The 26489-nt window shown below is 70.3% G+C and carries 25 protein-coding genes; 13 read left to right on the top strand and 12 right to left on the bottom strand.

All coding sequences use genetic code 11. The annotated features are described in order from the left end of the window. Positions 1-13: 13 nt before the first annotated feature. Entirely contained in the window at positions 14-253 is a 240-nt protein-coding gene (locus ABZS97_RS09550) for a hypothetical protein (protein ID WP_356135488.1), read from the bottom strand. Positions 254-309: 56 nt separating this feature from the next. Then, complete coding sequence (locus ABZS97_RS09545; protein WP_356135486.1) at positions 310-1635, bottom strand: MFS transporter; 1326 nt, start codon at positions 1633-1635, stop codon at positions 310-312. Positions 1636-1712: 77 nt separating this feature from the next. Here ABZS97_RS09545 and ABZS97_RS09540 point away from each other — a divergent pair, with 77 nt between their 5' ends. Next, a complete protein-coding gene (locus ABZS97_RS09540; RefSeq protein WP_356135484.1) occupies positions 1713-2102 on the top strand; it encodes a MerR family transcriptional regulator in 390 nt (129 codons plus the stop codon). Here the strand turns inward: ABZS97_RS09540 and ABZS97_RS09535 are convergent. Then, positions 2095-2844 carry an MBL fold metallo-hydrolase gene (locus ABZS97_RS09535; RefSeq protein ID WP_356135482.1) on the bottom strand — a complete coding sequence of 250 codons (750 nt, stop codon included), beginning with the start codon at positions 2842-2844 and terminating at the stop codon, positions 2095-2097. The two genes, ABZS97_RS09540 and ABZS97_RS09535, sit on opposite strands and share 8 nt — an antisense overlap. Positions 2845-3130: 286 nt before the next feature. Here ABZS97_RS09535 and ABZS97_RS09530 point away from each other — a divergent pair, with 286 nt between their 5' ends. The 6 genes from ABZS97_RS09530 (at position 3131) to ABZS97_RS09505 (ending at position 8648) form a co-directional block, all read left to right on the top strand. Continuing rightward, the gene (locus ABZS97_RS09530; RefSeq protein WP_356135480.1) at positions 3131-5137 is read left to right on the top strand and encodes a ricin-type beta-trefoil lectin domain protein; all 2007 of its coding nucleotides are present in this window, start codon (positions 3131-3133) and stop codon (positions 5135-5137) included. A 103-nt stretch (positions 5138-5240) separates the two neighbouring features. After that, positions 5241-6026, top strand: coding sequence for a GNAT family N-acetyltransferase (locus tag ABZS97_RS09525; RefSeq protein ID WP_356135478.1), 786 nt, complete (start codon positions 5241-5243; stop codon positions 6024-6026). Positions 6027-6258: 232 nt separating this feature from the next. Then, entirely contained in the window at positions 6259-7170 is a 912-nt protein-coding gene (locus tag ABZS97_RS09520; RefSeq protein WP_356135476.1) for an NAD(P)-dependent oxidoreductase, read from the top strand. Between the two features lie 84 nt (positions 7171-7254). Continuing rightward, positions 7255-7614, top strand: a complete 360-nt coding sequence (locus tag ABZS97_RS09515) for a helix-turn-helix transcriptional regulator (protein ID WP_356135474.1) — start codon at positions 7255-7257, stop codon at positions 7612-7614. Between the two features lie 91 nt (positions 7615-7705). Continuing rightward, positions 7706-8116, top strand: coding sequence for a VOC family protein (locus ABZS97_RS09510; protein ID WP_356135472.1), 411 nt, complete (start codon positions 7706-7708; stop codon positions 8114-8116). A gap of 58 nt (positions 8117-8174) precedes the next feature. Then, positions 8175-8648 (top strand): hypothetical protein, encoded by a 474-nt coding sequence (locus tag ABZS97_RS09505; RefSeq protein ID WP_356135470.1) that lies wholly within the window; start codon positions 8175-8177, stop codon positions 8646-8648. A gap of 447 nt (positions 8649-9095) precedes the next feature. On the opposite strand, the gene ABZS97_RS09500 is transcribed toward ABZS97_RS09505, so the two are convergent. Together ABZS97_RS09500 and ABZS97_RS09495 are read right to left on the bottom strand one after the other, a co-directional pair. Beyond that, the gene (locus ABZS97_RS09500) at positions 9096-9977 is read right to left on the bottom strand and encodes a GNAT family N-acetyltransferase (RefSeq protein WP_356135468.1); all 882 of its coding nucleotides are present in this window, start codon (positions 9975-9977) and stop codon (positions 9096-9098) included. 198 nt (positions 9978-10175) lie between these two features. After that, positions 10176-10439, bottom strand: coding sequence for a GlsB/YeaQ/YmgE family stress response membrane protein (locus ABZS97_RS09495; protein WP_356135466.1), 264 nt, complete (start codon positions 10437-10439; stop codon positions 10176-10178). Positions 10440-10671: 232 nt separating this feature from the next. On the opposite strand from ABZS97_RS09495, the gene ABZS97_RS09490 reads away from it, so the two are divergent. Further along, complete coding sequence (locus ABZS97_RS09490) at positions 10672-12120, top strand: hydrolase (protein ID WP_356135463.1); 1449 nt, start codon at positions 10672-10674, stop codon at positions 12118-12120. A 72-nt stretch (positions 12121-12192) separates the two neighbouring features. Here the strand turns inward: ABZS97_RS09490 and ABZS97_RS09485 are convergent, their stop codons facing one another. Continuing rightward, a complete protein-coding gene (locus tag ABZS97_RS09485; protein WP_356135461.1) occupies positions 12193-14937 on the bottom strand; it encodes a sugar-binding domain-containing protein in 2745 nt (914 codons plus the stop codon). 247 nt (positions 14938-15184) lie between these two features. Next, positions 15185-16366 carry an ROK family transcriptional regulator gene (locus ABZS97_RS09480; RefSeq protein ID WP_356135459.1) on the bottom strand — a complete coding sequence of 394 codons (1182 nt, stop codon included), beginning with the start codon at positions 16364-16366 and terminating at the stop codon, positions 15185-15187. A 200-nt stretch (positions 16367-16566) separates the two neighbouring features. Between ABZS97_RS09480 and ABZS97_RS09475 the strand changes: the two genes are divergently transcribed. Both ABZS97_RS09475 and ABZS97_RS09470 read left to right on the top strand, forming a co-directional pair. After that, positions 16567-18021, top strand: a complete 1455-nt coding sequence (locus ABZS97_RS09475) for an APC family permease (RefSeq protein ID WP_356135457.1) — start codon at positions 16567-16569, stop codon at positions 18019-18021. Positions 18022-18256: 235 nt separating this feature from the next. Continuing rightward, entirely contained in the window at positions 18257-18748 is a 492-nt protein-coding gene (locus tag ABZS97_RS09470) for a hypothetical protein (protein ID WP_356135456.1), read from the top strand. A gap of 19 nt (positions 18749-18767) precedes the next feature. On the opposite strand, the gene ABZS97_RS09465 is transcribed toward ABZS97_RS09470, so the two are convergent. Continuing rightward, positions 18768-19952 carry a GDSL-type esterase/lipase family protein gene (locus ABZS97_RS09465; protein ID WP_356135454.1) on the bottom strand — a complete coding sequence of 395 codons (1185 nt, stop codon included), beginning with the start codon at positions 19950-19952 and terminating at the stop codon, positions 18768-18770. Between the two features lie 151 nt (positions 19953-20103). Continuing rightward, a complete protein-coding gene (locus ABZS97_RS09460; protein WP_356135453.1) occupies positions 20104-20673 on the bottom strand; it encodes a WHG domain-containing protein in 570 nt (189 codons plus the stop codon). A 71-nt stretch (positions 20674-20744) separates the two neighbouring features. Here ABZS97_RS09460 and ABZS97_RS09455 point away from each other — a divergent pair, with 71 nt between their 5' ends. Both ABZS97_RS09455 and ABZS97_RS09450 read left to right on the top strand, forming a co-directional pair. Continuing rightward, positions 20745-21236, top strand: a complete 492-nt coding sequence (locus ABZS97_RS09455) for an FBP domain-containing protein (protein ID WP_356135452.1) — start codon at positions 20745-20747, stop codon at positions 21234-21236. Between the two features lie 235 nt (positions 21237-21471). After that, a complete protein-coding gene (locus ABZS97_RS09450) occupies positions 21472-23166 on the top strand; it encodes a glycosyltransferase family 87 protein (protein ID WP_356135450.1) in 1695 nt (564 codons plus the stop codon). Positions 23167-23183: 17 nt separating this feature from the next. Here ABZS97_RS09450 and ABZS97_RS09445 read toward each other — a convergent pair whose 3' ends face one another. Both ABZS97_RS09445 and ABZS97_RS09440 read right to left on the bottom strand, forming a co-directional pair. Next, on the bottom strand, positions 23184-23870 hold the full coding sequence (locus ABZS97_RS09445) for a response regulator transcription factor (RefSeq protein ID WP_356135446.1): 687 nt from the start codon (positions 23868-23870) through the stop codon (positions 23184-23186). A gap of 123 nt (positions 23871-23993) precedes the next feature. Further along, positions 23994-24545 carry a DinB family protein gene (locus tag ABZS97_RS09440; RefSeq protein WP_356135444.1) on the bottom strand — a complete coding sequence of 184 codons (552 nt, stop codon included), beginning with the start codon at positions 24543-24545 and terminating at the stop codon, positions 23994-23996. Positions 24546-24842: 297 nt separating this feature from the next. Between ABZS97_RS09440 and ABZS97_RS09435 the strand changes: the two genes are divergently transcribed. Then, positions 24843-25589 carry a class I SAM-dependent methyltransferase gene (locus ABZS97_RS09435; protein ID WP_356135442.1) on the top strand — a complete coding sequence of 249 codons (747 nt, stop codon included), beginning with the start codon at positions 24843-24845 and terminating at the stop codon, positions 25587-25589. A 74-nt stretch (positions 25590-25663) separates the two neighbouring features. Here ABZS97_RS09435 and ABZS97_RS09430 read toward each other — a convergent pair whose 3' ends face one another. Further along, positions 25664-26431: a hypothetical protein gene (locus ABZS97_RS09430; protein WP_356135440.1), complete on the bottom strand. Its 768-nt coding sequence runs from the start codon at positions 26429-26431 to the stop codon at positions 25664-25666. Positions 26432-26489 lie beyond the last annotated feature (58 nt).

The raw sequence follows: 26489 nt of genomic DNA, 5'->3' as shown, positions 1-26489 counted from the left end.
GTGGCCACCCCGCTCAGGACGGCGGCAGCACGGGACGTTCGGCCGCGTGGGCAGCGACCGTGACCCGGGGCTCCGAGGGTGCGCGGGTGGTGGCGTCGGGGACCGGCAGCAAGGAGATCGCCGACGCCGGGCCGACCCGGCGCAGCCTCGGAGCGAGGATGAAGGTCGTGGTGGGCACGCTGGTGAGCAGCGAGGGGTGGCGCTCCACCGGAGTCGGATCGGTGGAGACAGCGGCCGCATCCCCGTGCGTCATGGGACGAGGCTCCCCTCGTGAGTCACTGCGTGAACCGTGGTGCTGACGTTGTATGTTTACGACGTATATGTACGACTTTGCTCCTCTGGCCCTCCTACGTCAAGTGGAGGCATGCACCCGCTTGGAAGGGAGGGCGCGGGAATGTCCGCCGAGGGCGCGTCCGGTGCCCGATCCTCGACGGGGCGGCGCGCCGGAAACGCCCGACGACGCCCGGCGACCACGACACCGAGCGTGCCCGCGACCAGCGGCAGCGCCGTCCACGGGAGAGCCGCCGCCCCCGCCCCCTCCAGGACGAGCCCGCCCGCGAACGACCCCGCCGCGATGCCCGTGTTGTAGACCGTGGTCTGCAGCGAGGTCGCCAGGTCCGCGTGGACGGGACCGGAGGCGTCGATCAGGGCGGTCTGGATCAGGGTCGGCGCCCCGCCGAAGGCCGCGCCCCACAGGGCGACCGCGCCCAGCAGGACGGCGGGACTGCGCGCGGCGAGACCGAGCGTGAGCATTGCCCCGGCGATCACCGCGAGCGTCGCCAGCAGGGTGGGCCGCAGATGCGCGTCGACCAGGATGCCGACGATCCAGATCCCGACGACGGTGGCGAGCCCAAACACCAGAAGGACGAGACCGGTGTGGTCGAACCCCACATGTTTCGCGAACGGGCCCACGTACGTGTACATCACCTGATGGCCCAGCAGCAGAAACAGTGTGACCGACAGGATGGGTGCGATGCCGGGGAGGGCGGCGACACGGCGCAGCGGTACGCGCGTGCCGGCCGACTCGCCGGGGAAGTCCGGGACCTGACACCGCACCCAGATCACGAGCAGGGCGGCGAGCACGGCCGGCACGGCGAACGCGGCGCGCCAGCCGAGAGCGCCGGCGAGCACGGTGCCGGCGGGAACGCCCAGGGACAGGGCGAGGGTGATGCCCGCGAGGACGACGGCGATCGCCCGGCCGCGCCGCTCGGCGGGCACCATGCGGGCCGCGTAGCCGACGAGCATCGCCCACAGCGTGCCACCCATGACGCCGGCCGCGAGCCGGGCGGCGAAGGTCAGCGCGTACGACGTGGAGAGCGCCGTGACGGCGTTGCAGCAGGCGAAGCCCACAAGAGTGCCGATCAGCACCCGGCGGCGCGGCAGTCCGCGCAGCACGGCCGTGAGCGGCACCGCGGCGAGGAAGGAGGCAAGCGCGTAACCGGTCACGAGAAACCCGACGCGCCCCTCGGAGACGCCCAGGGCCGGCGCCATCCGCGGCAGCAGTCCCGCCGGGAGCAGTTCCGTCATGACGGCCGTGAAGGCCGCCGTGGACAGGGCGAGCAGCCCGGGCCACGGCAGTGCGGAGGTGTGGCGCAAGGACATGGCGGTGCCCTTGGCCGTAGGTGCGGTGGACATGGCACCATGCTGGAACCTTCACATCAGTGTGAAGGCAAGCAGCATCCCGGAACGCCACCGCAAGCCCGTGGAGAGCCATGAAGATCGGTGAACTGTCGCGCCGCACAGGCGTCCCCACCAGGATGCTGCGCTACTACGAGGAACAGAACCTCCTGCACCCCGAGCGCGCCGAGAACGGCTACCGGGAGTACGGCGAGTCGGCGGTCGGGTGCGTACGGCAGCTGCGCGGACTGCTCGACTCCGGCCTGACCACCGAGATCATCCGCGCCATTCTGCCGTTCCTGTCGGACCCCGGCGAGATCCATCTCCACCCCGAGTGCCTCACCCCGGAGACCGCCGCGTTGCTGCGCGAGGAAATCGACCGCATCCAGAGCCGCATCGACTGCCTGGCCCGCAACCGGGACGCGCTGCGCTCCTATCTCGCGGCGGTCCAGCCGGGCGCCGGGGGAGTCGGGGCGGTCAGCTAGCCAGTTCCCGCGCGCGCTGGGCGGCCTCGCGCACCGAACCGCGGTGCACCGCGCCGTGCCCCGGCAGCAGCACGTCCGCGGCGAGGGACTCGATACGGGCGAGTGACGCGAGGGCGGCCGCGCGCTCGGTGTCGAACATGGCCGGCAGCAGCTGCGGTCCGCGGGTGCGTGCGGTGGGGTGGCCGCTGACCAGGGCGTCCCCGGAGATCACGATGCCGGCGTCCGGGAGGTGGTAGACGCAGTGGCCCGCCGTGTGCCCCGGCGTGTGCACCGGCACCGGTCGACCGGGCAGATCGAGCGGCCCGGGGGCGGGAAAGGGCGCGGGACGTGTCATGCGGACGTCCGTCTTGCCGCCCGACCGCAGCGCGTGCACCGCCCACGGCAGCACTCCGGGCCGCCAGGCCTCGCGCAGCACCCGGCCGACGGTGACCTGGTGCAGGAACTCGCGGCGCGCGTGCGGGAGTTCCTCCTCGTGGAGGTGGACGGGGACGCCGTAGGTGCTGCTGAGGTACTCGGCCGAACCGAGGTGGTCGTTGTGCGCATGCGTGATCAGCACGCCTGCCAGGGCTTCGGGCGCGTGGCCGAGAGCCTTCAGCGACGCGAGGACCTCGGCGCGGTCGCCGGGGTAGCCCGTGTCGATCAGGGTGACGGCGTCGCCCTCGGACAGGACGATCCAGTTCGTGTTGCTGCCGTGCACGAGATGGACGCCTTCCGCGGCCTGGACGATGGCCTCTTCCCGCATGTCCTCTCCCTCTTCCCGAAACCTGTGTACGTGCCCTCAGGAAGGTAGTTGATCCCCGACGGCACGCGGTGACCGGGCCCCTGCGCAGCTGCGGGGACGGATGCGTGCGGAGGTGTGCGTACGGATGCGCGGAGACGTATGCGTGGATGTGCGCCGAGAGGTGACCGGGGCCGAACGCCCTTTATGGAAGCGGGACTTGACGGATTCTCATGGGAGCGCTGCTATGTGGCGAGTCTCGTTGACTTTTGTTCGAGTCTGCGAACAAAGCCGCTCAAGGGAGAGCCGCATGTCCCCCCGGAACACCCCCCGCCTCAGACGCCTCCTGCGCCGTGCCGCCGTCCGGTGCGCCGTCCTCGGCCTCGCCCTCGCAGGACTGACAGGTCTCGGCCGCACCACCGCCCCGCTCGGCATCGAGCCGGCCGCGGTGAGCACCAGCCAGACCGCAGTCGCCCCGGCCCCGATGGGCTGGGCCTCCTGGAACAGCTTCGCCAGTGACATCGACTACAACACCATCAAGGCCCAGGCCGACGCCCTCGTCTCCTCCGGCATGGCCGCCGCGGGCTACAAGTACGTCAACATCGACGAGGGCTGGTGGGAGGGCGCCCGCGACAGCAGCGGCAACATCAGCGTCGACACCGCCAAGTGGCCCGGCGGCATGAAGGCCATCGCCGACTACATCCACAGCAAGGGACTCAAGGCCGGCATCTACACCGACGCCGGCAAGAACGGCTGCGGCTACTACTACCCGACCCCGGAGGGCACGCCCGCCGCGCCCAACACCGGGATGGAGGGCCACAACCAGCAGGACCTGCAGACCTTCCAGAACTGGGGCTTCGACTTCCTCAAGATCGACTGGTGCGGCGGCGACGCCGAAGGCCTCGACCAGGAGTCGACGTACAAGGCGATCCGCGACGCCAACACCGCCGCGACCGCCGTCACCGGACGTCCGCTCGTCCTGTCGCTGTGCGAGTGGGGCACGGGCAAGCCGTGGAACTGGGCCGCGGGCACAGGCGCCATGTGGCGCACGAGCACCGACATCGTCTACTGGCCCAGCAACCCCACGATGTCCAACATCCTGGCCAACTTCGACAAGGCGCTGCACCCGGCCGCCCAGCACACCGGCTACTACAACGACCCGGACATGATGACCGTCGGCATGAGCGGGCTCAGTGCCGCCCAGAACCGCACCCACATGGGCCTGTGGGCCATCTCCGGCGCCCCGCTGCTCGCCGGCAACAACCTCGCCACCATGAGCGCGTCGACCGCCTCGATCCTCACCAACTCCGAGGTGATTGCCGTCGACCAGGACGCGCGCGGACTGCAGGGCGTCAAGGTCGCCGAGGACAGCAGGGGCCTTCAGGTCTACAGCAAGATCCTCTCCGGTACCGGCAAACGCGCGGTCCTGCTGCTCAACCGCACCTCCGCCGCCGCCAACATCACCGCCCGCTGGCAGGACATGGGGCTGACCACCGCTTCCGCCGCCGTGCGCAACCTCTGGTCCGCCTCCAACGTCGGCTCCTACGCGACGAGTTACACCGCTGCCGTGCCCGCCGGTGAAGGCGTGCTGCTGACCGTCTCCGGCACCGAGGGCTCCGGGACGACGTACGAGGACACCACCACCGCGACGACGCCGACGTTCACCGGCGTCTCCGCCTCCGCCGCGGGGACGAAGCTCCTCGACATCACCTACGCCAACGCAGGCACGTCCGCCCGCCAGGCGACACTCAAGGTCAACGGCCAGTACACGCAGACGCTCGCCTTCCCGCCCACGGGTTCGTCGAGCACGTACCGCACCGTCTCCGTCCTCGCCCATCTCGCCAAGGGGGCGAACACGGTGACCTTCGGGACCGCGACCGGCACCGCGCCCGACATCGACGCGGTGGCCGTCCGTGCCGTACCGGGCACCAACGGGACGGCGATCGTCGGCACCGGCTCGGGGCGCTGCCTCGACTTCTTCCAGAACACCATCACCAACAACACCCAGGCCGAACTCTGGGACTGCGGCGGCGGCCAGAACCAGACCTTCACCTCCACCGCGCGCGGTGAACTGGTCGTCTACGGCAACAAGTGCCTGGACGCCTACAACAGCGGCACCGCCAACGGCACCAAGGTGGTCCTGTGGGACTGCAACGGCGGCACCAACCAGAAGTGGACCGTCAACACCAACGGGACCATCACCAACAACGTCTCCGGGCTGTGCCTGGACGCCGTGAACAACGGCACGGCGAACGGGACGGCGATCGACCTGTGGTCGTGCAACGGCGGATCCAACCAGCAGTGGACCCGCAACTGACCCGCTCCTGACCTGGGGTGACGCAGGGGGCGGGGCCGGTCGGGCGGCACCGCCCCGGCGGAATGCCATTGCCGTGCGCGTCCACTGATGGTGGAGTGAGCGCATGGATCACGTAGCGGTACTGGCTCTGTTCGATCGGGACATGCGAGAAGGTGCCCGGCCCGACGGGCCCGGTGCCCGGATCGAGCGGGTCGACAAGGTGGTGCGCCAGGTCGGCGCCGAGCACGGCTGGAACGGGGTGGTCTGGTCCGACCTGGACGAGGCGGGCGCCGACGCGGCGATCGCCGAGCAGATCCGGTACTACGCCGACCTCGGGCGTGAGTTCGAATGGAAGCTGTACGGGCACGACCGGCCGGAGGACCTCGGGCGGCGCCTGCGGGCGGCCGGGTTCACCGCCGAACCGGAGGAGACGGTGATGGTCGCCGAGGTGGGCGACCTGACACTCGACGTCGAACCGCCGGACGGCGTGAGCCTCCTGCCCGTCACCGACCGCGCGGGCGTCGACCTCGTGGCCGACGTCCACGAGAAAGCCTTCGGCACGGACAGCACCCGGCTGCGCCACCAGCTGCTCGCCCAGCTCACCGGCGACGATGACAACGTAGTCGCCGTCGTGGCCCTCGCCGGTGACACACCGGTCAGCGCGGCCCGCATGGAACTCGTACCCGGCACCCGCTTCGCCGGTCTGTGGGGCGGCGGAACCGTCGAAGCCTGGCGCGGCCGCGGCATCTACCGCGCCCTCGTCGCCCACCGCGCCCGCGTCGCCGTGGACCGCGGCTACCGCTACGTCCAGGTCGACGCCTCCCACCAGAGCCGCCCGATCCTGGCCCGCCTGGGCTTCGCACCCCTGACGACCACGACGCCGTACGTACGCACGCCCGAAGCCCCGTAGGGGGTGTTGTGAAAGTCCCGCACAGCACCCACGGCGCCCGGCACGCACCCTCGCCGCACCGGCCGAAGCCCCAAGTACGTCCAGTACGAGGGTCTTCGTCCGGCACGCCGAGGGCAAGCACCGAACACCGCGGGCACCGCACAGGACTTTCAAAACACCCCCTAGGGGGCCCTGTGCGCACCTTTGCGCGACCCGATGTCACATCCCGTGCCGCTCGTTCCGTCGCACAGGTATGACGACGAACCAGAGCATCCTCCTCGCGGGCGCGACCGGCGTCCTCGGCACCCACATCACCCACGCCCTGACCGAAGCGGGCCACAAGGTCACCGGTCTCGGCCGGGGCCCGGGCAACGGCGTCCAGGCCGACCTGATGGACCGCGACGCAACTCTGCGCGCCGTCGACGGGCAGCACTTCGACACGGTCATCCACGCGGCCACCGCCCTGCGCAAGGCGCCCATGCGCCACCGCGACATGCACGCCACCAACGCCCTGCGCATCGAGGGCACCGCCCACCTCATCGAGGCAGCCCGCGCCACCGGCGCACGACGCTTCGTCGCGGAGTCGATGGTCTTCGGCTACGGATACGGCGATCACGGCGACCACGTCCTCACGGAGGCCGACCCCTTCGGCCCGCACGGCACCACGGCCGAACTCGAACGGCACATCGAGGGCATGCGCATCAAAGAGGAGCTCACCTTCTCAGCCGAAGGACTGGAAGGAATCGCGCTGCGCTTCGGCCTCTTCTACGGTCCGGGCGGCACCGACGCCCTCCTGCCGATGCTGCGCAAGCGGCAGCTCCCCGCGCCTGCCGACCGCGGCCGCGTCCTGCCGTGGATCGACCTCACCGACGCGGCGCGCGCGGTGGCCGCCGCCGTCGACCACGGTCGCCCCGGCCAGGCGTACAACGTCACCGACCGCACACCCCTGGGTTTCGCCGCCCATGTCCACGCCGTGGCCCGGCAGTTCGGCCGGCCCAAGCCGGTGACCGTCCCCCTGTGGCTGACGAAACCCATGTCGTACGCCCACACCATGATGACCACGACCATGCGTGTCTCCTCGGCGAAGGCCGAACGCGAGCTGGGCTGGTCCCCGGCGTATCCCTCCACGTACGACGGCCTGGCCGCGATGGCCGGCGATCGGTGAGAGCGCACCGGGCGAGCCACGACGGGCGGGGAACCGTGGTGTGATGGCGCTGTGAGCCGCGCCGTGGAAGAGACCAATCGCCGCATGCTTCGGGCACGGGACGTGATGGATCGCGCCTACCGGGAGCCGCTGGACGTTCCGGCACTGGCGCGGATCGCCCATGTGTCGGCGGCGCACTTCGCTCGCACGTTCCGGTCCACGTTCGGTGAGACACCGCACCGCTACCTGCAGCGCAGGCGCGTCGAGCGGGCGATGTTCCTCCTGCGGGAGACCGACCGCAGTGTGACGGACATCTGCTACGAGGTGGGCTTCGGCAGTCCGGGGACCTTCAGTCGCACCTTCCGGGACATCGTCGGCCGGTCGCCGAGGACATACCGCAGGCAAGCGGCGGCCGCGGACGTCCCGACGTGCTTCACGATGGCGTGGATGCGACCGAGAGCCTGACCGTCCGCGCCTCGGCCACCGCCCGTCGACATGCGTCGGCTGAGCAGTTTTGGATAAGTTTTCGTCCGGTCCGGCCAGTAGCGTGAGGCACATGTTCAACGCCATCACACACTCACAGATCTACGTCCTCGACCAGGACGAAGCCCTCGACTTCTACGTCGGCAAGCTCGGCCTGGAGGTCAGCGCCGACGTCGACATGGGCTTCATGCGCTGGCTCACCATCAGCATCCCGGGACACCCGGAGCGCCAGATCCTGCTGGAGAAGCCGGGCCCTCCGGCGATGTCGGAGGAGACGGCACAGCAGGTACGCGAGCTGGTGACCAAGGGTGCCACGGGCGGCTCGCTCATCTTCAGCACGGACGACTGCCGCAAGACGTACGAGACCCTGCTGGGCCGGGGCGTCGAGTTCACCGAGGAGCCCACCGAGCGCCCGTACGGCATCGACTGCGGTCTGCGCGATCCCTTCGGGAACAGCATCCGCTTCACCCAGCCGAAGACCTGAGCACTGCCACGCAGGTAAACAGCTGTGACCGCCGGCGCGGCACGTCTACGGTGTCGGCATGCACCGGAACCGCAGACGGGAGCGCCGGCCCACCCGGCGCGCACCCGTGGTGCGCGCCGAACAGCCCGCCGCGCCGGTGGAGATCGCGGGTGCCGGGGTGGTGGTCGTGGGCTACTTCTCCGCCAAGCAGAAGGATTTCGGCGCGCTCATGGACGCGGCCGCCGTCCTGCTGGCGGCGCGTGGTGCCCGGGTGCTGGCACGAGTGGTGCAGCGCCGAGGTGTCTCCAACGGCGGGGCGAAGAAGATGCACCTGCCGTACTCCTCGCGGACAGTCCTGAGCCGCGGAAAGGTCCGGGAGGTCGCCGCGACATGCGAAGAGACCGGCGCCGACGCCGTGGTCTTCCTGGCCGACCTGACGGAACGTCAACATCGGTTCATGGCAGAGGACTTCGGGCGGCCCGTGTGGAGCCTGACGGAGATCTGCCCTGCGGGTACGGGTTCGTCCATCGGCCAAGGTGATGGCCGCGCCTGAGGAGCCGCCGACTCGACTGCGGGCGCGGCCGGCGCCGACCGGCCCCTGAGTCGGGTACCCGTCGCTTGGGGGTCCAAGTGGGTTGCCGGAACCGCGGCGCTTGCCGCAGGCGGCCAACCATTCGTAGGGCAGCCGGGCTGTTGCCGTCCTGCGGCTCGCCCCCAACCGGGGCCGAACGGGCCGCGGTTGTGGGCCGGTCGGCCCCCGCTCCGGGGGGTGGCGTGCTGTCATGCTGAGTCAGCACAAGCCACCCCAGGGGGACTGCCTCCCGTCGCGCCAGTTACTCCCGCGCCCGGCGCACGGAGGAGGCGGCAGGCCCGCCGATTGCCGAGGGGAGCCGCGTCGGCGGGCCTGAACGGGGGCTCAGCCTCCACGACAGGACCGGAGGCTGTAGGCGGAATGCCGGCTCCGCCTACAGCCAGTGCGGCACCGGGGCCTTCGCCCGGGTCACAGGTCGAGCTGGTACTCCACCGCGTTGTACGTGGGCAGATAGCCGAGCGTGTCGTTGATGCCGCGCATGGGGGCGTTGCTGTCGGCGGTGTCGGTGAGCAGGCCGCCGAGTTCGGGGTGCTGCTGCCGGGCGCGGCGGATGGACTCCGCCTTCATCCACAGCCCCAGGCCGTGGCCGCGGTGCTCGGTCAGCACCCCGGTGCCGTAGTGCTGACCGTCGCCCTTGCCGTCGCCCGGCACGACGAGCTCGGAGAACCCGACGATCGAGCCGTCGGAGGTGTCCACGGCGGCGATGACGTGAAGCAACTCCCCGCGCTTCGCGACGGCTTCGGCCGCCGACACGACACGCTCCACGTCCCACACGACCGTCCCGTAGTCGCTCCCCTCCATCGGCATGTCGTCCATGGCGCGACGTGAGTCGGCGAAGGTCTGCGCGAGTTCGGGCGGCACGGTGCCGTCCCACTGCGTCAACGCGTAGCCGGGGTGCGGGTGTTCGGCGATCTGCTCGATCCGGGCGAGATCGGCCTCGGGCAGCGGCAGGCGGCTGTACGTCAGCGCCAGCACCCTGCGAAAGCCGCGCGCAGCCAGGAACAGATCGCCGGGGGAGTCCTTTTCGGCCTGCGCGACGAGTGATCGCCGTCCCTCGTCGCGGGCTACGGCGACGGCCGCGTCCAGAAGCCGGCCGCCCACGCCCTGCCGTCGTTCGGCCGGGTGTACCGCGATTTCCACCTCGGCGAGATGCTCCTGCCCTTCCTTCATGAACAACCGCAGAAAGGCGGAGCCGACGGGAGCGCCCTCCGTGCCGGACGCCAGCCACGCCAGGCGGCGGCTGGAGGGTGCGGCGTCGGGATCGGTCAGCGGTGTGATGCGCAGTGGCAAGGTGTCTCCGAGTGGCTGGGCTGCGGGGCGAAACCCGCAGAACCTAGCGGCATCGCCGTACGACCGGCAAGAGAATTAACGCCGCACCACCCTGGATTCCGCACCACCCGTTCGCCTCCCGTCCCGCCGCCCCACCAGCGGCGCACCCCTCCGTCCCGGCTCGTCAGTGACACAATCCGTCAGGTCAGGCCCCGCCCGTCAGCGGCGCGCCTTCGAGCGGTCCAGGGCGGCGACACCCAGTGCGGCCAGGCCGATCTGGATGAGCCACTCGATCCAGTCGATGCCCTTGGTGTCGGCCACGCCGAACGCCGCCGCGATGCCCGCGCCGATGAACGCGGCCACGATGCCGACGACGATCGTCCAGAGGATGCCGATGCGCTGACGCCCCGGCACGACGAGTCGGCCGAGGACACCGATGATGATGCCGATGACGATGGCACTGATGATGCCCGAGATCTCCATTTCCACCCCTCTTCGTCAGGTTCCCCGCAGCTAAGAGGGTGCCCCCGTGGCGCGAAGCCAGTCCGTTGCGCCTTCCACGGTTCGGTATGGGGCGCGTTCGGCTCCTGTTCAGAGCTCGTTCTGCCATGTACAGTTCAACAATCTGTCGCCCTGAGGACGGCCAACTGTCGTTCTACGCGCGGAGACTTGGCGCCCGCAAGACCTCTCCCCACCCCTCACGGAGGTACGTCGGATGCACGGATTCAGAAGATCCCGCCACAGACTCTCCACCGCTCTGGCTGTGTTCGGTCTGCTCGCCACGGGCGCTGCCGTTCAGGGGGCCGCTGCGGCTCCGGCGCGTGCGGCGGCCACGCATCGTGTCCTGTTCGACAACGCGCATGCCGAGACGGCGGGCAACGCGGACTGGATCGTCTCCACGAGTCAGCCCGATCCGCTGGGTCAGGACTCCTCGCCGTCCGCGGAGACGGACTGGACCGGTGCGCTGTCCTCGTGGGGTGTCGCCCTGCAGAAGACAGGCGATTACAGCCTCAAGACGCTGCCTTCGGGTTCGAGTCTCGCCTATGGCGGCTCGACGGCGACGGATCTGTCGAACTTCGACACGCTGGTGCTTCCGGAGCCGAACACGCTGTTCACGACGGCCGAGAAGACGGCCATCATGACGTTCGTGAAGAACGGCGGCGGCCTGTTCATGATCTCCGATCACACCGGTGCCGACCGCAACAACGACGGCGAGGACGCGGTCGAGATCCTCAACGACCTGATGTCGAACAACAGCGTCGACAGCAGCGACCCGTTCGGGTTCTCCATCGACTCGCTCAGCATCAGTTCGGGATACCCCGCCGCGATCTCGGACAGTACGAACGCGGTGTTGCACGGTTCGTTCGGCACGGTCACCAAGAGCCTGATCGCCAGTGGCACGACGGCCACGCTGAAGCCCGCCGACAACTCGGCGGTCAAGGGCCTGCTCTACCGCAGTGGTTACTCGGGCAACACGGGGGCGTTCTTCGCCACCAGCACCTTCGGCAGCGGCCGGGTGGCGTTCTGGGGCGACAGTTCGCCGATCGACGACGGCACGGGCCAGTCCGGCAACACGCTCTACGACGGCTGGAACGACACCGGTGCCACCAATGCCGCCCTCGCCCTCAACGCCACCGAGTGGCTCGCGGGCGCAGGCGGCAGTGACGGCGGCGGCGGGGGCGGCGGCACCTGCACCGCTGCCCAGCTCCTCGCCAACCCCGGCTTCGAGTCGGGCAGCACCTCGTGGACCACGACCAGCGGTGTCATCACCAACGACACCGGCGAGGCCGCCCGCACCGGCGCCTACAAGGCCTGGCTGAACGGCTACGGTTCCGCCCACACCGACACCGTCGCCCAGTCGGTGACCATCCCGGCCGGCTGCACGAGCGCCGCCCTCACCTTCTATCTCCACGTCGACACGGCCGAGACGACCACGAGTACGGCGTACGACACCCTGAAGGCGCAGGTGCTCAACAGCAGCGGCACCGTCCTGTCCACCCTGGCCACGTACTCGAACCTGAACGCGGCCAGCGGCTACGCGCAGCGCAGCTTCAGCCTCGCGAGCTACGCGGGCCAGACGGTCACGCTCAAGTTCACCGGCACCGAAGGCTCCACCCTGCAGACGTCGTTCGTCCTCGACGACGCGGCGCTCAACGTGAGCTGAGACGTGCCGACTTGATCGAGGGGGCGGGCCCGCCGTCCGGGCCCGCCTCTCCAGTCCCTCAGTCCTTCGCTCCTACCGCTGCTTCGGCACCTTGGCCGCCGTGACCGTCCTCTCCGGTGTGTTCCACCCGGAGATCCGCAGGTGCGGCACGGACCCGTGCAGGTCCGCGGTGCGGTACGTGACCTTCAGCGTCGCCGACTCGCCCGGCCACAGGCTGACTTGGTTGTCGGACCACTGAACGGGCAGCACCGGCCTGCCCGACGCGTCCACCAGGTGGACGTCGGTCAGCAGTGAGGGAGTTCTGTCGCTGCCCACGTTCCGTACGGTGACCGTCGTCGTCGACGTGCCGTCCGCTCCGGCATCGGTCGACGCGGAGGCCGTAATCGGTACCTGTGCAAGGGAGTTGAGCCCCTTGAGGTCGGCGTAGCTGGTCGTCGGCGTGTAGTACCAGTCGGTGTTGGCCCAGTCGAGGGTGTCAGGCTTGGTGGAGAGCCAGTAGACGTTGCGGCTGACCTCCCGGCCCGCGGAGTCGGTCAGCGTCAGGCGGGCGAGATAGGTCGTCGACAGGCCGCTGACCGAGGACGGCACGGTGAGCGCCGTACTGTGCGCGCCGTCCCCGCCCACGCTCAGACCGGCCGCCGACTTGTCGTACCGCTGTGAGCCGTCGGTGTTGAAGAGCGTCACCCTGGCCGTGAGTCCGGAGGCGGCGGCATGCCGGCTGTTCACCACCACGACGGAGCGGCTGTCGTAGGAGTACTGGATGTGCAGCGGCTCGTTCGCCTTCTTGGCGCCGAAGTAGGCGCCTCCCTGGTCGAGGTATCGGTCCATCAACTGCCAGTGCAGTGACGTCCATCCGCTGTTGAACATCCAGTAGACGACTCCGGTGGACGGCTTGGAGGCGTCCGTCGCGTTGCGGCCGTACGCCTCGAACTGTGCGCGCACGTTCTCGTACTGGGCGAGCTGGGCCTTGCGTACGTAGTCCGTGAGGCCGGCCGGCGCGCCGTAGCGGCCGGTCAGGGCGTCGTCGTAGAGCTTGAGGGTGCCGAAGGTCGACGACGGGGAGCGGTGGTACTGCTTGGTGTTCGGGTTCTTCCAGAGGGTGTCGAGCTCGGCGGGGGAGAGCATACGGCGGAGGGTGTCGAGCGTGGGGATGTCGGGGCCCGCGCTGGTCTCGGAGTTGAAGCCGGTGGCGCCGCCCTCGCGTTTGGCGTACCAGTAGTTCGGCGGGATCCAGTCGTAGGGGCCGGACATCTTCATGCCTGAACTGCCGCTGATCGGTGCGGAGTTGTCGGAGGCGGCTGCGACCACCGGGGTCGGCCAGTCGGAGGCCTTGAGGGCGTCGACGTAGTTCTTCTCGATCGTCGCGTCGGGAGCGAAGTCGCTGCCGATGAGGAAGGAGATGACGCTCGGGTGGTCGCGCAGACGTGCGGCCTCGGCGGCCATCGACGCCTTGGCGATCGGATAGTCGGCCGCGGTCCATTTGTCACCGGACTCACCGCCGTTGACGTTGCCCTCCCACTTGTCGCAGCACTCCCAGCCGGGAAGCGTGAGGATGCCGTACCGGTCGGCGAGGTCGAAGAACTCGTCCGGCTCGATGTGGCCTTCCAGACGGATGGTGTTGAGGCCGAGGTCGAGCGCGTACTTCAGCCGGTCCTCGACGTAGGTCCGGTCCCAGCGCAGGAACTCGTCGGGCGACCAGCCACCGCCCTTGATGAGCAGTTTGCGGCCGTTGACGCGGTACTGCCGTGCTCCGTCGGAGTTCAGCGGCGCCTGTACGTCCCGGATGCCGAAGCGCTCGTGGGCCGTGTCCGAGACGGTGCCGGCGACGGAGGCGGTCAGATCGAGGCCGTACAGCGGCTGTTCGCCCATGCCCGCCGGCCACCACACCTTCGGGGAGGTCAGACGGAGCTGCGGGAAGTCGGCCGGCGCGAAGACGACCGGCTTCGTCTCGTGCGCCGCGAGGGGCACGGTCCTGCTGACGGCCAGCGAGCCGATCGTGCCGGAGACCGTCGCGGTGACCGGGGCGTCGGAGTCGTTGCGGACCCGGGCCTTGACCGTCAGATCCGCGGAGGCCAGGGACGGTACGTCGAGCCTGGTCACCACGTGCGCGTCGCGGAGCGCGACCGGGCCGCCGCGGTGCACGAGGACGTCGCGGACGATGCCCATGTTCTCGTCGGGCGGCGGCTGGAGCCAGTCGATCCAGCCCATGGTCAGGTTCTTGTTCGGATTGTTGGGCTGGATGCGGAAGGCGACCGTGTTCGTGCCCGCCCGGACCAGTGAGGTGACGTCCAGCTCGTGGTGGGTGTAGGCGCCCGCCACGTCGGCGGCCTTGGCGATCTGCCGGCCGTTCACATAGACGTCGGCCGCCGAGATCACCCCGCTGAAGTCCAGCTGGGTGCGCTCGGAGGTGTCGGCGACGGTGAAGTCGGAGCGGTACCACCAGGGGACGTCGAAGTCGGCCTTCGGGATCTTCTGCTGGTTGGTCGAGTAGAACGGGTCCGCATACTTTCCGCCTGCGAGCAGCGCGGCCAGAACGGTGGAGCGCGGGCCCGCCGGATACCAGCCGCCCGTCGGGTAGCCGGGGCTGGAGACGGCGGCCGCCGAGTCGGTGACCTCGGCCGTCGACTGGATCGCGTATCCGGAGAGCGCGGTGGTGCTTCCCGGCGCTGAAGCGACGGCGGTAGTGCGAGGAGTGGGGGAGTGAGGCTCTCCGTTGCCATGGCCGCCCGTCCACGCGCTCGTGGTGAGCGTGCCGAGCAGGGCGAGGGCGACGGCGGCCGTGGCGAAGCGCCGTCTGGAGGCAGGGCGGTGGAACACGGTGGTCTCCTTGGGAGGTGGGGGAGCATCCGCGCTTCGGCACTGCGGGTCAGGGGGCGGGGGCTGGGCACAGCAGGGGCGGGTGAGCGAGTCCGCGACCAATCAAGTTAGGAAACTTTACTAACTAGGCCCACAAGCTAAGCCGCAGAGCAGACCATGTCAATCACCACCGCGCCCGGAGGGGAGACCGCCGCCTGGCGGAAGAGTCCCGCGCGAGGGGAGGCAAGAGTGGCCGCACAAGCCGGAGTTACGAGGCCGAGCGCCGCTCGAACACCACGTCGCGCGCGGTCCCCAGGGCCGTGGCCACCGCGCCCAGCAGCACCGCGTCCTCGCCGAGCCGGCTCGGTACGATCTTGGGGCGCAGCGGTGTGAGGCCGCGCAGGGTCTCGCGCACCGGACGCAGCAGCAGGTCGAGGCTGTGGCCCACGCCGCCGCCGAGCACCACCAGGTCGGGGTCGAGCACCGCGGCCGCGGCCGCCACGGTGTGCGCGATCCGCTCACCCTCCAGCCCAACCGCCTTGACCGCGGCGGGGTTCCCCTGCCGTGCCGCGTCGAACACGGCCTTCGCGGTGAGCTGCCCGGTCATCCCGAAGTGCCGCGCCGCCTCGACGACGGCCACCCCCGACACGGCGTCCTCCAGCGTGTCCGGCTTGTGCCGCCCCGGCCACGGCAGGAATCCGATCTCCCCGGCCCCGCCGTGCGCTCCGGTGAACAGTCGGCCTTCACTGACGACGCCCATGCCGAGCCCGGTGCCGATCATGATGTACGTGAAGAGGCGGCTCCCCGCGCCCACGCCGTAGGTGTACTCGCCCAGCGCGGCGAGGTTGGCGTCGTTGTGCACCTCCAGCGGAATGCCCAACTCCTCGCGCATCCGGTCGAACAGGCCCGCGCGGCCCCAGCCGGGCAGATGCATCGCGTAGCGCACCCGGCGCTGCTTCTCGTCGTACACACCCGGTGTGCCCACGACCGCGTGCACCACCTCGTCGGGCTTCACGCCGGAGTTGGCGACGACCTGGTGTGCCGTGGAGACCACCAGGTCGGCCATGGCGCCGGAGGTGCGTGCGCGGTTGCGCACGTCGGCGCGCGCGACCACGGCGCCGTCGAGATCGGCGACCGCCACGCGCAGCCAGCCGCGGCCGATGTCGATGCCCAGCGCGTACCCGGCGGCCGGGTCCGGGGCGTAGAGGACCGCCACCCGGCCGCGTTCAGGTGCGTGGGTGCCGACCTCGTGGACCAGTCCGGCCCCGGCCAGAGAGGCGAGGGCGCTGGAGACCGTGGGCTTCGACAGGCCCGTGTCGCGGGCGAGTTGGGCGCGCGAGGCGGCACCCGTGGTACGCAGCCGGTCGAGCAGCAGCCGCTCGTTGGAGCTCCGCAGCCGCTGACGGTTCCAGGGCTGTTCGGGTTGCGCTGCGGCGTCGCTGTCGGGCATCGCACCATTCTCACGCATACGTGGCACCCTCTTGACGCATCTAGTAAGGCTCCTTAACTTTATCGCCCAGTCAGCCTCGCCGGGCGAGCCAAGGGGAGCCCAGCGCCGGCCGGATACCCGCCGCCCTTGATCCGACGGCCGTCGACCGACGTCGGCCGTCCCGCCGTACCCCTCCCCGTGTCTTGCTTCAGGAGGCCTCCATGTCCGAAAACCCGCCACCCACCGGCGGTTTCGTCCGCCGCGTCGGCCTGTTCCAGGCCACCGCCATCAACATGAGCCAGATGTGCGGCATCGGGCCGTTCGTGACCATCCCGCTGATGGTCGCCGCCTTCGGCGGCCCGCAGGCGGTCATCGGCTTCGTCGCGGGCGCCCTGCTGGCGCTCGCCGACGGACTCATCTGGGCCGAGCTGGGCGCGGCGATGCCCGGATCCGGCGGCAGCTACGTCTATCTGCGCCAGGCCTTCCAGTACCGCACCGGGCGCCTGATGCCCTTCCTGTTCGTGTGGACGGCCATGCTCTTCATTCCGCTGATCATGTCCACGGGCGTGGTCGGCTTCGTCCAATATCTGGGTTACCTGGCGCCCGACATGGGCGAGACCACCGGTGACCTCGTCGGACTCGGCATCGTCGCCCTGGTGGTCGTGCTGCTGTGGCGCGGCATCGAGCACATCGCACGGATCACCGCCGTGATGTGGGCCGTCATGATCACCTCGGTCCTGCTGGTGATCCTGGCCGCGGCCAGCGACTTCAGCCCGCACCTGGCCTTCACCTACCCGGCGCACGCCTTCGACTTCGCGAGCAACCACTTCTGGCTCGGCTTCGCCGCGGGCCTGACCATCGGCATCTACGACTACCTCGGCTACAACACCACCGCCTACATGGGCGCCGAGATCAAGGACCCGGGCCGCACGCTGCCCCGCTCCATCATCTTCTCGATCCTCGGCATCATGGCGATCTACCTGCTGCTGCAGATCGGCACGCTCGGCGTCATCGACTGGCGCCGGATGACCGACCCCGGCGACATCGCCTCCACCTCCGTCGCCTCCGCCGTACTGGAGAAGACCTGGGGCAAGGGCGCCGCCGACACGGTCACCGTCCTCATCCTCATCACGGCCTTCGCCTCGGTCTTCACCGGCCTGCTCGGCGGCTCCCGCGTCCCCTACGACGCCGCACGCGAACGCGTCTTCTTCCGCCCGTACGCCAAGCTGCACCCCCGTCACCGGTTCCCGATGCTGGGCCTCGCCACCATGGGTGTCGTCACGGCGATCGGCTTCCTCATCGGGCGCCACACCGACCTGGCCACCCTCATCCAGCTCCTCACCACGGTCATGGTGATCGTCCAGGCGCTGGCCCAGATCCTCGCCCTCTCCGTGCTGCGCCGACGCCAGCCGGGCCTGCGCCGCCCGTACCGCATGTGGCTCTACCCGCTGCCGAGTTTCATCGCCCTCGCCGGCTGGCTGACCATCTACGGCTACGCGGACAAGAACTCCCCGGGCCGCCACCCCATCGAATGGTCCCTCGCCTGGGTCGCCCTCGGCTGCGTCGCGTACGTCGTCTGGGCACGCCTGGAGAAGGTGTGGCCCTTCGGCCCGAAGGAGATCACGGAGGAGTACCTGGCCCCACCGACTCCGGACGCGGAGCCTGCCGGGACGTAAGGGAGAGCCAGCCGGTGTGCGAAGGCGGGGCGGGCCCGGGAAATCAGGGCCCGTCCCGCCTCGCGACGAAGCGTGCGCCCCAGCCTGCACCGAAGCGTCGGCCCGCGCTGCGCCGACGCGTCAGCCCACACTGCGCCGGCGGAAGCCCTCTTCCGTCACCCGTTGCACAAGCGTTGCGCAGGTCAGTGGATCCTGATCGGCTCGTGGCACGTCACAGGGGAAAGGAGGCCAACCCATGCGCCGTACGACCCCCCGCCCGACCACCGTCCTCGCCCTCGCGGCATCCGCCCTTCTCCTCGCAGGCTGCGGCACGCAGTCCGGCGACAGTGGCTCCGGCAGCAGCGCCGTGACACCGTCGAAGGCGCCGTCGAAAGCGCCGTCGTCGTCACCGACGGCCGGCGAGAAAGGGTGCGTGCCGGAGTCGTCGCTCACCGCCGAGGACACGGGCCGCACGGTGTGCCTGGCGGCGGGCGGCGTCCTGCGGATCACCCTGGACGGCACCACCAAACGCGCCTGGAAGCCCGTCTCGGCCACCGGCGACGCCCTCGAAGCCACCAACGCGGGCATCGTCATCCAGCCCGGTGACGCCACCGCCGCCTTCACCGCGACATCCGCCGGCACGGCACACCTCACCTCGTCCCGCCCCGTGTGCGGCACCGACCCCGTCCACATCGCATGCAAGGGCCTTCAGGAGTGGACGGTGACGGTGGTGGTGCAGAAGTCCTGAGCCGTCCTCGCCTGTCGCCTCAGACGTCGCTGCCGGCGAAGGGTCCGTCGGCAGCGAAGGCCAGGTCGGCGAAGCGCCTGCCGAGACGCTGGTGAGTGGCGGCGTCCGGGTGGAGTCCGTCGGGCAGCGGAAGCTCGGCGAAGTCGGCCACGCCGTAGAGCTCACGTCCGTTGATGTAGTGCAGGTTCGCGTCCTCGGCCGCCCGCTGCCGCACGATCCGGGCCAGTTCGTCGCGGACGACGCCCAGGGTCAGCTTTCCGCTCGCACGTTCCGCGGGGTCGCCCATGGCCCGGAACCGCAGTCGCCCGGTGCCGAGTGCGGTGAAGTCGACGGCGCTGGGGCCGGGCGTGTCCTCGTGGATGGGGCACAGGATCGGCGAGACGACCAGCAGCGGTGCGCCGGGGTGGCCTTCGCGGATCGTGTCGAGGAAGCCATGGACGGCGGGGGTGAAGGCGCGCAGGCGCATCAGATCGGTGTTGACGAGGTTGATGCCGATCTTGAGGCTGATGAGGTCGGCGGGAGTGTCCCGGATGGCGCGGGCCGTGAACGGGTCGAGCAGGGCGCTGCCGCCCAGCCCCAGGTTGACGAGTTCCACACCTGCGAGGGCGGCTGCGAGGGCGGGCCAGATGGTGGTGGGACTCGCCGCGTCGGAGCCATGGCTGATCGAACTCCCGTGGTGCAGCCACACCTTGCGGCCCCGGTCCGGTGCGGGCTCCACGGGGGCGTCGGTGCGCAGCGCGACCAGTTCGGTGCTCTCGTTGTAGGGCAACCAGATCTCGACGTCCTTGATGCCGTGGGGCAGGTCGGTGAAGCGGAGGGTGCCGACCGGGCCGGGCCGGTGCTCGAAGGTCCCCTCGGCCATGTCGATGGTCAGGGTGTTGCCGCCGCTCACACCGGACTGACCGGCCAGGCGGCCGTTGACGAGCAGGTCGTACAGGCCGTCCGGACGAGGCGGGGCGCCCACGTGGACCCGCTTGGTGGGCAGGGTGTCCAGTTCCAGGGCCCTGGCCCGGGTGCGGAAGACCAACCGGACGCCGGAGGGCTGGGCCTCGGCCATCGCGAGTTGCCCGTCGGTGCTCTGAGCGCGGGCCCGGGCGGGCAACCGGTGCGGCAGGACGCCATGTGGGGTGCGTTCCACGTCGAGGGCGCCGCGCAGGAGGTCGGCGGTGACGGGCGTGGTGATCCATTGGTGCGTGGCGGTCATGGTCTCAGCCTGTTGATGGGATGCCGGAGTTGATGAGGGTGTCCGAAGTAGGTGCCCGGTTCGGTCGGAGCAGCCGGACGCCGGTCGGCTGAGGCGAACCGAGAAGGCGTGGCTGTCCTTCGACGGTCCGCGGTGCCGTGGAGGGCGGAGGTCAGGGCGTGGGCCAGGTCCGCAGCAGGGCGTCGAGTCGATCCAGGATCCACGGCCAGGTCTCCTGCGAGTCGGGAGCACTGTGACTGAAGCCCCCGGCCATCTCCAGGCTGACGTAACCGTGGAAGACGCTGCCCAGCAGCCGCACGGCGTGTGTCTCGTCCGGCTCCGTCAGGTCGTAGCCGCGCAGGATGGCCCGGGTCATCTGCGCATGCCGGCCGCCCGCGCTCGCGGCCGCCGCCTGCGGATCGAGCCGGAGCTGCGCCGCGGCGTAGCGGCCGGGGTGTTCCCGGGCGTAGTCGCGGTAGACGTTCGCGAAGGCCGCGAGTGCGTCCTTGCCGGCCCGTCCGGCCAGGGCGTCGGCGGCCCGGTCGGCGAGTTCCTCCAGCGCGAGCAGGGCGATCCCCGTCTTGAGGTCCTGGGAGTTCTTGAGGTGGGAGTACAGGCTCGCGACCTTGACGTCGAACCGCCGTGCGAGCGCGGAGACGGTCACCTGGTCGAAACCGACTTCGTCCGCCAGTTCCGCACCCGCCTGGACCAGGCGTTCGGTGTTCAGTCCTGCACGTGCCATGGCCTCTCCTTCGCTTGCCTGAAGGGATTATGTATTTGCCTATAAGGTTTAGGCAAATTAGCGTGGTTGTTATGAAGCCGCTGACCGAGCAAGAGATCCGCGCCGCGTTCGTCAACTGCACCAAGGGCGAGGCGAAGCGCCTGGCCGTCCCGCGCGATCTGGCCGACCGGCCCTGGGACGACCTCGACTACCTCGGCTGGCGAGATCCGCAGGCCCCTGACCGCGGTTACCTCGTCACCGAGCTGGACGGGCGCCCGAGGGCTCTGGCGCTGCGCTGCCCGAGCTCTGTCTCCGGGCAGCTGCGGCGCAGCATGTGTTCGATGTGCCTGACCACCCATGCCGGCGGAGTCTCGCTGATGGTCGCCCCGAAGGCGGGAAAGGCCGGACAGCAGGGCAACTCGGTCGGGGCGTACATATGCAGCGACCTCGCCTGCTCGCTGTATGTGCGGGGCAAGAAGGACGCGGGCATCGGGGCGCGGCTCCATGAGTCGCTCACCCTGGAGGAGAAGATCCAGCGGACCGTCGCCAACGTCGCCGCGTTCGTCGCCAAAGTGACCGTATGACTCAACAGGCCGCGCTGTTCAAGTACTGCTGGTTCCAGGCCAGTTGTCGGAAGCGGCGCGTTGCGCACGGCGTTCGCGACGACGACGGGAGGGGAGGGCCGCCTCGGCTGGATCGGCCGAATGGCTGACGTGAAGGGTTTGCGGGCCGGTCGGCCATGACCGTTCGGGCCAGGCACGGGTTGAGGGCGCAGAGCCACGATGGCGACAGCCGACTCCCGTGATCCCCAGGATGCCCGTGACCCACACAGCCGACCCCGTCCACCCGGTCGTCGAACGACCGCTTCCCGCCCAAGCGGCACCGGTCGAACCGGCATCTGCTCAACCGGCGCCGGCCCATCCCGCACCCGCCCCACTCGCGCCGCGCGCCGCGCCAGGACGCTGGAAACGCCACCGCGTTCCCCTCCTCGCCACGCTGCCGATGCTGGTCCTGTACGCGGTGTGGTGGGCGTGCCTCGCCACCGGCGGCGGTGACCTCGCGGCGCAGGAGGCGTGGGCGGAGTTCACGGCGCAGAACGGGGGATCGGCTTACAACCTGTCCTGGTACGGCGGCATGCACACCGCCAACTACAGCCTCCTCTCCCCGTACTTGATGGCCGCCGTCGGCGTGCGCACGGTCACCGTGGTCTCCGGGATCGCCGCCACCTGGCTGGCCGCGGTGCTGATCACCCGGACCGGCATACGGCGCCCGCTGGGTCCGGCGCTGCTCGCCGCGTTCGCGCTGTGGTGCAACGTCGCCTCGGGCCGTACGACCTTCGCGCTCGGTGTCGCCCTCGGCCTCGCCGCCTGTCTGCTGCTCGCCCGTGAACGACGCCTGGTCCTCGCCGGCGCGTACGCCGCGCTCGCGACCATGGCCAGTCCGGTCGCCGGGCTGTTCCTGGCCGTCATGGGCGCGGCGTTCCTTCTCGTACGGGACTGGAGGCGCGCCCTCGCGCTGCTGGTCCCGCCCGCCGGGGTCGTCGCCACGACCACGCTCCTCTTCCCGTTCACCGGCGAGCAGTTGATGCCGGCCGATCGGATCTGGGCGCCCGCGTCGCTCGGCCTCGCCGTCACCGTCCTGGCCCCTCGCGGCTGGCGCGTGGCGCGCCGGATCGGTGCCGTCTACGCGGCCGGAACCGTGCTCGTCTATCTCATCCCCTCGCCCATCGGCACGAACATCGAGCGGCTCGCGGCACTCTTCGCCCCGGCGGCGCTGCTCGCGGCGCTCCTGAGCACCCCGCGACCGGCGCGGCGATCGCGGGGCCTCCTGATCGCCGCCCTGGTCTTCTCCGTCGGCTGGGTGGGCGTCAAGACCATCTCCGATCTGAGGGTGAGCGCGGCCGTGCCGGCGTGGGCGGCGGACACACACGGCGTCGTACGGGCCCTCGACGGGCTCGGCGCCGACCGCACCAGGGTCGAGGCGGTCCCGGCCCGCGACCATCGTGAGGCCACCGCACTCGCCCCGCACGTGAGCCTCGCGCGCGGCTGGAACCGTCAGCTCGACATGGAACGCGACCGCCTCTTCTACGACGGCACCTTCTCGGCCACCACCTACCGGACCTGGCTGGACCGCTGGGCCGTCGGCTACGTCGTACTGCCGCTCGCCGAACCCGACGGCTACGCCGAGGACGAGGCACGCCTGGTCCGCGAGCACCGGCCCGACTGGCTGGAGCCCGTGTGGCAGGACGCTCACTGGCGGGTCTACCGGGTGCGCGACGCGGTGCCGCTGGTGTCGGCGCCTGCCTCCGTCGTCCGGACCACGAGCGCCGAGGTCGACGTCCACGTGCCGGCATCCGGCTCGGCGACTTTGCGGGTCGCGTACTCGCCGTGGCTGCGCGTCGACGGCGGCTGCCTCGCCCCCGACGGCGAGTTCACACGGCTGACGGTGGCCCGGCCGGGCGCGTACCGGATCGGCTCGCAGTACGCCGCTTCACCCGCGCCGGACCACTGCTGACCGAAGTGAGGCCCTCGTCACTGCGCGCCGGGGGTACCGGCGTGGCCGGTCTGCCAGGCCCACGCGGCGATCTCCACGCGGTTGCGCGCGCAGAGCTTGAGTTGAATGCCGGCCAGGTGCGTCTTGACCGTGGAGAGGGAGACGTACAGGGATGCGGCGATCTCCGCATTGGTGTGGCCGAGGGCGACCAGGCGTACGACGTCCAACTCGCGGTCGGTGAGCGGGTCCTGGGGCTGCGGCGGGGCGGCGGGCTTCGGTGCCTGTGCGGCGGTGAGGTGCTTGAGCAGCCGTACGGTGACCGACGGGGACACCAGCGAGTCGCCGTTCGCGGCCGCGCGTACCGCCTCGGCCAGCAGCGTCGGGCCGGAGTCCTTGAGCAGGAAGCCGCAGGCCCCACCGTGCAGGGCGCCGTAGACGTACTCGTCGAGGTCGAACGTCGTGACCACCACGACCCGCAGCGGGTCCGCGACGGTCGGCCCGGCCAGCAGACGCGTGGCCTCCAGCCCGTCCAGTTTGGGCATGCGGATGTCCAGCAGACACACATCGGGCCGCAGCCGCCGGGCCAGCGTCACGGCTTCCTCACCGTCGCCGGCCTCGGCGACCACGGTGATGTCCGGCTGCGCGTCGAGGAAGAAGCGGAAGCCCGTACGGACCATGTCCTGGTCGTCGGCGATCAGGACACGGATGGGTTTGCGGTCGCTCATGAGCGCATCATGCACGAGGCGAGTGGGGTGAGGGCGAGGGACCCGGGCGGTGGCGGGCTCACGGAACGCGCGCCCTGACGCAACGGCGCCCGCGATCGAGCCCCGCGGCGCCCGGCGGGGGCTTCAGACACCAGTCGCGCCGTCGATCCGCTCACGCAGCAGGTCGGCGTGTCCGTTGTGCCGGGCGTACTCCTCGACCATGTGGATGAGCACCCAGCGCAGTGACACCTTGCCGCGCCATCCGTCGTGGCCCACGAGGTCGAGGTCGGGCGCCTCGGCGACGAAGCGCTCGGCGAACGCCACCTCGGCATGCCAGGCCTCCCATGCCGCCGCGACACCCGACGGGTCGGCCACCGCACCGTCGAAGTCCCCGTCGGGGGCGGCCGGTGAGGAGAACAGCAGCGGCGTGTCCTGCCCGGCCAGAACCTGCCGGAACCAGCGGCGCTCCACATCGGCGAGGTGCCGGACCAGGCCGAGCAGGGAGAGCGTGGACGGTTCCACTGCCCGACGGGCCAACTCCGTTTCCACGCCCGCGCACTTGAGCTCCAGCGTCCTGCGCTGAGCTCCCAGGAAGTCGACGAGCATGCGCCGCTCGTCGCCCGTCGCGGGACCGCTGAACCGGGGGTCGTTCTCCTCGGCGGTGAACAACTGCGCTCTTCTGCTGGGGCTGGTCATGCGGCTCATCCTCGACGATGAGGGTAGGGAGTGGGAACCCCCGACCGAGGCAGCCGCGGGTACCGAACTCGTAGGCGTGGGAGCGACGTCGGCGGCGAAAACCAGTGGACACCTCGGCCCGTGGCGTCCTAGCGTCGCCCGGGTTCGAAGTCCACAGGGGTGCGAAGGCGGCAGGGTTTTCGCGGTCCCCACGCTTTGGCGGGGTGCATGTGATGACGGTCCGAGCAGCGGCGGCCGACAGTGACCGGCTGTCCTCCGAAAACGCCAGGATCTCTTCGAACCCAAGGAATCACTTCTGTGGATCTTCCACGTATCTTCACCATCCGCGAGAGCAGTCACCGCGTCCACAACCCGATCACCACTGACAAACTCGCCACGCTGGGCCGGGCCCTCGACCCGGAGCCCGGGACGCGTGTGCTCGACCTCGCGAGCGGGTCGGGCGAGCTGCTCTGCACCTGGGCCCGCGACCACCTCATCACCGGCACCGGGGTGGACATCAGCACGGTGTTCACCGAGAAGGCCCGTGCCCGTGCCGCCGAACTGGGGGTCGCCGACCGTGTCGACTTCGTCCACGGCGACGCCGCCGGCTACATCGCGGACGAGCCGGTCGATCTCGCCGCGTGCATCGGCGCCACCTGGATCGGAGGCGGCGCCGCCGGCACGGTCGAGTTGCTCAGCCACAGCCTCCGCCCAGGCGGGGTGATGCTGATCGGCGAGCCGTACTGGCGTCGGCAGCCGCCGGACCAGGACACCCTCGAAGCGTGCCATGCCGTCAGTGAGAGCGACTTCCGGTCGTTGCCGGAGCTGATCGAGCAGTTCGGCAGTCTCGGGTACGACGTCGTGGAGATGGTGCTGGCCGACCAGGACAGCTGGGACCGCTACCGGGCGGCCGAGTGGCTCAACCTGCGTCGCTGGCTCGACCGGAACCCCGACGACGAACTGGCCGCCGAGATACGGGCCGAACTCACCGAAGGACCCGCCCGCTACGCACGCTACGAGCGTGAATACCTGGGCTGGGGGATCTTCGCGTTGATGGGCCGCTGACGGGCCCGGTCAACGCCGGGTCCGGGCGGCGTGCCGCCCGGACCCGCACGGGGCCGGTCGCGCCCGACCCGCGTCTACAACTCCCGGTCACCCTGCCAGGTGACCGACGTCAGGACGGTCGGGCCGCCGTGCGCCAGGCCTTTGTAGGTGACCGTCCGGGCGGGGCCGATCTCGTGGGCGACCAGTCGCGCCAGATCCTTGCCTTCGCGGAACAGCCGCTGCCACTCGTCGTCGTACTTGGCCTCGTCGCGGTCGCGGATCAGCAGGTCGAGGGTGGTGTTGATCCTGCCCGCCCACGCGTACAGGGCGGTGTTCAACTCTTCGGACAGGTGGAGGGCGGCGGCGGGATCGTCGGGGAAGAAGTCCCCGAATCCGTCGGAGCGCAGCGGGGCGAACCGGTATTCGCCGTCGACCTCGATGTGGACCGGGTGCGGCGGCCTGCCGTGGCCGTCGCCTTCAGCGTGCGGACGGTCGCAGCCCCAGCAGATCCCGTGCGACCTGCTGTGCTGCTCGTCCCAGTAGCGCACAGCCGCTGCCGGGCCCAGATGCCTGGCCAGGCGGTGGGCAACCGCAGCGCCCTGCTTGACGTGCTCGCTCAGCTCCGCCCGGGAGTCGGACCCCTCCGGCGGCCGGGACAGCGACCACGAGCGCAGGGTCTCGGCGAGATCCTCCGGGAGGCCCAGCTCGGGTTCGTCCAACGGCACGTGGCCGGTGAACGTGTCGATGTCCTCGTCGTGCGTCCAGTCCTGGTACGGCCCGTAGCCGTACTCGTACGACTCGTACACGGGGGAGGGCTCGCCGCGGGCCTGCACGAGAAGGCGGCGCGTTTCTGCGAGGGTCATGCGGGGTCCGCTCCGATCATCGAGCTGTTCCGTCCGGGGCTGTTCCGTCCGGGTCGAT

The organism is Streptomyces sp. NPDC005485, from assembly GCF_040606085.1.
Taxonomy (GTDB): Bacteria; Actinomycetota; Actinomycetes; order Streptomycetales; family Streptomycetaceae; genus Streptomyces.
Note: the sequence above shows the minus strand (reverse complement) of the source record. Positions and strands in the feature narration are given on the sequence as shown.

What these genes read in the sequence shown, in the direction of transcription:
- ABZS97_RS09525 (WP_356135478.1), top strand. Translation starts at nt 5,241, where the DNA reads ATGGATCACGTAGCGGTACTGGCTCTGTTCGATCGGGACATGCGAGAA.
- ABZS97_RS09490 (WP_356135463.1), top strand. Translation starts at nt 10,672, where the DNA reads ATGCACGGATTCAGAAGATCCCGCCACAGACTCTCCACCGCTCTGGCT.
- ABZS97_RS09465 (WP_356135454.1), bottom strand. Translation starts at nt 19,952, where the DNA reads ATGACCGCCACGCACCAATGGATCACCACGCCCGTCACCGCCGACCTC.
- ABZS97_RS09480 (WP_356135459.1), bottom strand. Translation starts at nt 16,366, where the DNA reads ATGCCCGACAGCGACGCCGCAGCGCAACCCGAACAGCCCTGGAACCGT.
- ABZS97_RS09475 (WP_356135457.1), top strand. Translation starts at nt 16,567, where the DNA reads ATGTCCGAAAACCCGCCACCCACCGGCGGTTTCGTCCGCCGCGTCGGC.
- ABZS97_RS09530 (WP_356135480.1), top strand. Translation starts at nt 3,131, where the DNA reads ATGTCCCCCCGGAACACCCCCCGCCTCAGACGCCTCCTGCGCCGTGCC.
- ABZS97_RS09470 (WP_356135456.1), top strand. Translation starts at nt 18,257, where the DNA reads ATGCGCCGTACGACCCCCCGCCCGACCACCGTCCTCGCCCTCGCGGCA.
- ABZS97_RS09460 (WP_356135453.1), bottom strand. Translation starts at nt 20,673, where the DNA reads ATGGCACGTGCAGGACTGAACACCGAACGCCTGGTCCAGGCGGGTGCG.
- ABZS97_RS09440 (WP_356135444.1), bottom strand. Translation starts at nt 24,545, where the DNA reads ATGACCAGCCCCAGCAGAAGAGCGCAGTTGTTCACCGCCGAGGAGAAC.
- ABZS97_RS09545 (WP_356135486.1), bottom strand. Translation starts at nt 1,635, where the DNA reads ATGTCCACCGCACCTACGGCCAAGGGCACCGCCATGTCCTTGCGCCAC.
- ABZS97_RS09455 (WP_356135452.1), top strand. Translation starts at nt 20,745, where the DNA reads ATGAAGCCGCTGACCGAGCAAGAGATCCGCGCCGCGTTCGTCAACTGC.
- ABZS97_RS09550 (WP_356135488.1), bottom strand. Translation starts at nt 253, where the DNA reads ATGACGCACGGGGATGCGGCCGCTGTCTCCACCGATCCGACTCCGGTG.
- ABZS97_RS09510 (WP_356135472.1), top strand. Translation starts at nt 7,706, where the DNA reads ATGTTCAACGCCATCACACACTCACAGATCTACGTCCTCGACCAGGAC.
- ABZS97_RS09505 (WP_356135470.1), top strand. Translation starts at nt 8,175, where the DNA reads ATGCACCGGAACCGCAGACGGGAGCGCCGGCCCACCCGGCGCGCACCC.
- ABZS97_RS09515 (WP_356135474.1), top strand. Translation starts at nt 7,255, where the DNA reads ATGCTTCGGGCACGGGACGTGATGGATCGCGCCTACCGGGAGCCGCTG.
- ABZS97_RS09540 (WP_356135484.1), top strand. Translation starts at nt 1,713, where the DNA reads ATGAAGATCGGTGAACTGTCGCGCCGCACAGGCGTCCCCACCAGGATG.
- ABZS97_RS09495 (WP_356135466.1), bottom strand. Translation starts at nt 10,439, where the DNA reads ATGGAGATCTCGGGCATCATCAGTGCCATCGTCATCGGCATCATCATC.
- ABZS97_RS09430 (WP_356135440.1), bottom strand. Translation starts at nt 26,431, where the DNA reads ATGACCCTCGCAGAAACGCGCCGCCTTCTCGTGCAGGCCCGCGGCGAG.
- ABZS97_RS09520 (WP_356135476.1), top strand. Translation starts at nt 6,259, where the DNA reads ATGACGACGAACCAGAGCATCCTCCTCGCGGGCGCGACCGGCGTCCTC.
- ABZS97_RS09445 (WP_356135446.1), bottom strand. Translation starts at nt 23,870, where the DNA reads ATGAGCGACCGCAAACCCATCCGTGTCCTGATCGCCGACGACCAGGAC.
- ABZS97_RS09535 (WP_356135482.1), bottom strand. Translation starts at nt 2,844, where the DNA reads ATGCGGGAAGAGGCCATCGTCCAGGCCGCGGAAGGCGTCCATCTCGTG.